This window comes from Bacillus sp. FJAT-29790 (genome assembly GCF_019039215.1).
Taxonomy (GTDB): Bacteria; Bacillota; Bacilli; order Bacillales; family Cytobacillaceae; genus Cytobacillus.
Map to the genome: position 1 here is coordinate 1086781 of NZ_JAHNZZ010000001.1, position 5033 is coordinate 1091813.

The window sequence follows — 5033 nt, forward strand, 5'->3', positions numbered from 1 at the left end:
GTGGAGAAAAACGACTCGTTTTTCTCCACCTGTTTTATTTTAGGGACTTATTAGACAGCCCCATCTTTAATCAATATTACAATATTCAACAGGGCAATTCTCACAATCTATTTCATCCTTCAAATAGTGAATATCATGAATAATAAATCTCTTCCTCGTTATAGATATAATTCCTTTAGCCCGCAGTTCGGTGAGCATTCTGCTGACGCTTTCCCTTGCTGTGCCGCAAAAATTGGCCAGGTCCTGATTGGTAAGTGAGATCGTGATATGGATTCCATCATCCTTGACGATTCCATAGCTATTTGAAAGCCGGATAAGTGTTGAGTATAATGCGCCCTTTTTTCCATGCAATACAAGATCTCTAAATTTTGTCATTGTTCTCCGAATATGATCGTTCATCCACTTTAAGAATTCATAGGCGAGCTTACTGTTTTTAAAAAAAGCTGCCTCGAGCTCTGGAATACGAATGGCCGCTACTTCGCCATCTTCGATTACCTTCGCATTAAAGATATATTTTGGCAGCTGCGTAAAAAGCGTTAATTCCCCAACGATGTCGTTGCGTTGACATAACCGTAAGCAAAGTTCACTGCCTTCCGCATTCATTTTCGAAATTTGGACTTTCCCGGATAAAATAATATACATTTCCTTTGCTGGCTGTCCCTCTTGAAATAAATAACTTCCTTTTTTGATTTCAATATTGCGGTCCGCCACTTGCAATAATTCCTCTAATTCATAGGGAGGATTTCCCTCACCCTTTGTCATTTCCAATTTTCTCACCTTCTATCACTTATAATCTACATCTAGTTGAATATATAAAAATATTTGTGATATTTCTCAATTTAATACATAAGAACATGAAAATATCGCCATTTTATGTCTGAATAATGACATTCGCATTTGAAATCAGCGGAAATTTTATTAGATTCCGTTGTTAAATCAACGTTTGCTCCTACTTTATAAAAATGTGAACGTTCTGTGTTCTGTGGAATTGGTCACAGAATTGGCAGTAGGTTAAGAATACTATGAAGATATAATTTTCAAGTAGTATGGCTGATTCATGCGAAAAGCGTCATGCATTTCGTTAAAGGACGAAATACACAGGAAGGGAGGGAACGGAATGAAGAGAGCAGGCTTTTTTAAATTATTAATTGGTGGAATTGCTGCCTATGAGCTTCTTGGCATGATGAAGGCAGGAAATAAAACTGTTTTACGTCCGCCTGGAGCAGCTGACGAGGATGAATTTCTCGCCCTTTGTGTCAGATGCGGGAAATGCAATCAGGTTTGTCCATATGATTCAATTAAAATGGGAACAGAAAATCATGGGATTGGTATTGGCACACCTTTTATTGATGCAAGGGAAACGCCTGTAAGCTTTGCGCCGACTTTCCTTGTGTAAGTGTATGTCCCACCGAGGCTTTATCGGGGATTAAGAATGTTTATGATGTTGAAATGGGCACAGCCGTCATCGACACAGAAGCATGTATTGCTTATAAAGGGATGCGCTGCGAGGTTTGTTACCGTGAATGCCCGCTCATAGATGAAGCGATCAAGTTAAATATTTACATAAAACCAGATGACCCTACCCATGCCGTATTTGCACCTGTTATTGATAAAGAAAAATGCGTAGGCTGCGGGATTTGTGAAGAGAGATGCGTAGTAGATAATCCTCTCGCAATTCGAGTCAAGCCAAGAGAAATAAAAGGTTTATTTTAACTTAATCTTGGCGCAAATACGCCAAGGCGAATTTGATTTAGTGATTTTTAGTGGCTGAAGCAATAAAATTTGGCAATTATTTCTTCATCCTAGCCTTCAAGCCACTTTAAATAAATATAAATAATTTCTTCACTTATAAGGGGGAAAATATGCGATGGAATTGACAAGAAGAACCTTGCTTAAATCAACAGCCATATCCATGACAATGGCCGTTGCTGGCTGTAAAAAGAAAGAAGCAAATCCAGCTGCGACGAATGTAGCGACAGCAGTAGAAACAACAGAGCCAGATGAATGGAAATCAACCGTTTGCCGATTTTGCGGTACGGGCTGCGGCGTTTTAGTCGGAATTAAGGACGGAAAAGTAGTCGCAACTAAGGGAGATCCTGATAACCGATCTAGCAGAGGACTTAACTGCATTAAAGGTTTTTATGTTGGAAAAATCCTATTCGGTAAGGACCGCTTAACGAAACCGCTAATCCGTGAAGATAAGTCCAAAAAGGGCACGATGGAAGGTTTCAGAGAAGCATCATGGGAAGAAGCATTAGATCTAGTTGCTAGCAAATTGAAGGAACATCAAGAAAAAGATCCTAAATCAGTTGCATTTTGGGGTTCAGGCCAACAAACGATAATGGATGGTTATGTCTCTGTAAAACTATGGAAAGCGGGTCTATTAAACAATAATATTGACCCTAATGCAAGACTTTGTATGGCGAGTGCTGTAACTGGATTCATGTCTACTTTTCAATCTGACGAACCAATGGGCTCCTATAAGGATTTAGATGCAGCAGATGTCTTTATTACATGGGGAGCCAATATGGCTGAGATGCATCCGGTATTATATTCCCGGATAACAGCAAGAAAACTCGGAAACCCAAGCGTTAAACACTATGATTTAACAACCCGGCATTCACGAACTTCTGAAACAGCCGATTCTGTATTGATATTTAGACCGCAATCGGATTTAGCAATCGCTAATGCGATCGCCAACTATCTCATTCAAAATAAATTATATGATCAAAAGTTCATTGATGAACATCTCCAATTTAAAGCCGGACCAGAGAATCTTGGTCACTCTTTTAACGATGATTATGATGTAAAAGAAGGGAAAGATGCTGATCAGGTTTGGGATATCACGTTTGAGGATTTCGCAAAAAGCGTCAGTGAATATACGCTTGAAAAGGCAGCGGAAATTTCTGGTGTCCCAGCGGCGGACATAGAGGCATTGGCAAAAGAGTTCGGAGATCCTGATAAAAAGATCATGTCTCTTTGGACAATGGGAATGAACCAGCATACACGTGGAACATGGATTAATAACCTTGTTTATAATATTCATTTATTGACCGGAAAAATCAGCAAGCCTGGAAACGGTCCATTTTCATTGACAGGTCAGCCAAGTGCATGCGGTACTGCAAGGGAAGTAGGGGTTTTCTCCCACAGACTCCCATCTGATATGGTCGTTAGTAACCCGGAACATCGTCAATATACTGAGTTGATTTGGAATCTGCCTAAAGGGTATCTAGACCCGATTGAAAAACCTGGATTCCATACGGTTAAAATGTTCAGAGAGTTAGGAAAGGGAAATGTAAAATTCCTATGGAGTATGTCCAATAACTGGGGGCAAACGATGCCGAAGCTCAACCGTTATAGGGGGCATGATGCTGATGGAAAAGGTGTTCTTGACGGATTTATCGTCGTTTCCGAAGTATACCCAACAAAATCAACAGAAATGGCGGATGTTGTTTTCCCTGCGGCAATGTGGGTCGAACGGGAAGGTCAGTTTGGTAATGCTGAAAGACGTACATCTGTATTCGAAAAATGCACCGAGCCGCCAGGTGAAGCGAAATGGGATATCTGGACACTTGTCCAAGTAGCAAAGAGGGTCCTTGATGGCAAGAAAATTGGCGATAAGCCTGCATTCGATGTCCTTTTTGGCGAAATTTGGGATTATGATAAGAACGACCTGCTTGAAGATGGCCATGAAGTAAACAGTCGCCTTTGGGCAGAGTATCGCTCATTCACAAATCCACATGAGAGCGATAATAAAGAAATTCAAGAATTAGGCAAAAAGCTGAAACTGAAGGCAAAGCAAATGGCACCATATGAGGAATATTTTAAACAGCATGGAATCTGCTGGCCGGTCCGTGAGGTGAATGGCGAATGGCTGGAAACAAATTGGCGGTATGTCCATGGAAAACAGGAAGAAGGATATGATCAGTATGGTGTTGAGGAATTTGGAACAGTTGGAAAGTATAAGGATATTGACTTCTATAAATCAAATGATCATCGTCCAAGTGTCATTTTTAGACCGTTTGAAGATGCAGCAGAAATACCGGATAAGGAATATCCTTTCTGGCTATGTACCGGGCGCGTGCTGGAGCACTGGCATAGCGGCTCTATGACAAGGCGTGTGCCAGAGCTACATCGGGCTGTACCAGAAGCCTTATGTGAAATTCATCCAGAAGATGCTGAAGCAATGGGAATTCAGAACGGAGATATGGTGAAAGTCATCTCTAGGCGCGGAGAGGTAGAGGTAAAAGCCACAACGAAAGGTAGAGGAAACCCACCTAAAGGATTAGTATACGTGCCTTTCTTCGCGGAGGAAACATTAATCAATCTTGTCACTTTAGATTGTTATTGCCCGATCTCGAAGCAACCTGATTATAAAAAATGTGCAGTTAAAATCGTGAAAGCATAAGGATGGAGGTGGAACCATGAAAAGAAAAGAAATATTATTTGTCGTCGCCTTTATGCTCGTTGTCGCAGTAGCTATTGGCACCCAGAAACTAGGTTCTACGGAAAAAGCCAGTTCAGAAGTTCCTGCAGTACAAGCAAACACAGTCATTCCACAGTTAACGGCAGATGGCAGGGAAGAATCAGGTACAATGGTCCTTCTTGGCGCCCCTCCGATGCAGCCTGCGGATCATATCGATCGCTGGAATCCAGATTTGCACCACGAAAGCTGTATGTCATGCCATGCGGTACCAGCTACAGGCGCCCCGACACCGCCGACAAATCATTATTATGATGACGATATTAAAGGGACGATTTTCAGAGATAATTGCCAGCAATGCCATGCAACGCAAAATGATACCAAGACAGCTTTTAATGACGAAGAATAGAAGATTGGTAGCTTAGAGATAACGAAATCTATTTTTTAATCGACAAGTTTTTGAAATTGTAAATTTGTTTCTTTTAAGAAAGGTTGTTTTCGTAAAGTTTGTTGCTTTATTAATGTGATTTTTATTTAATAATCTGAGCTGATTGGAGCGGAGGGCACTTGACTCCTCGAAAATGCTATCGCTTTTCCTTCGTGCGTGGGC

General features: G+C 41.1%; 5 protein-coding genes. 4 read left to right on the forward strand and 1 reads right to left on the reverse strand.

Annotated features, from left to right (window positions below; genetic code table 11):
• Positions 1-66: 66 nt before the first annotated feature.
• Complete coding sequence (locus BGM26_RS05115) at positions 67-762, reverse strand: Crp/Fnr family transcriptional regulator (RefSeq protein ID WP_217038640.1); 696 nt, start codon at positions 760-762, stop codon at positions 67-69.
• A gap of 355 nt (positions 763-1117) precedes the next feature.
• On the opposite strand from BGM26_RS05115, the gene BGM26_RS21395 reads away from it, so the two are divergent.
• The 4 genes from BGM26_RS21395 (at position 1118) to BGM26_RS05130 (ending at position 4832) form a co-directional block, all read left to right on the forward strand.
• Positions 1118-1396 (forward strand): 4Fe-4S binding protein, encoded by a 279-nt coding sequence (locus BGM26_RS21395; RefSeq protein WP_254119026.1) that lies wholly within the window; start codon positions 1118-1120, stop codon positions 1394-1396.
• 53 nt (positions 1397-1449) lie between these two features.
• The gene (locus tag BGM26_RS21400; protein WP_254119028.1) at positions 1450-1713 is read left to right on the forward strand and encodes a 4Fe-4S binding protein; all 264 of its coding nucleotides are present in this window, start codon (positions 1450-1452) and stop codon (positions 1711-1713) included.
• A gap of 154 nt (positions 1714-1867) precedes the next feature.
• Positions 1868-4408, forward strand: coding sequence for a nitrate reductase catalytic subunit NapA (napA, locus tag BGM26_RS05125; RefSeq protein ID WP_217038641.1), 2541 nt, complete (start codon positions 1868-1870; stop codon positions 4406-4408).
• A 16-nt stretch (positions 4409-4424) separates the two neighbouring features.
• On the forward strand, positions 4425-4832 hold the full coding sequence (locus BGM26_RS05130; RefSeq protein ID WP_217038642.1) for a nitrate reductase cytochrome c-type subunit: 408 nt from the start codon (positions 4425-4427) through the stop codon (positions 4830-4832).
• The last annotated feature ends 201 nt before the right edge of the window (positions 4833-5033 follow it).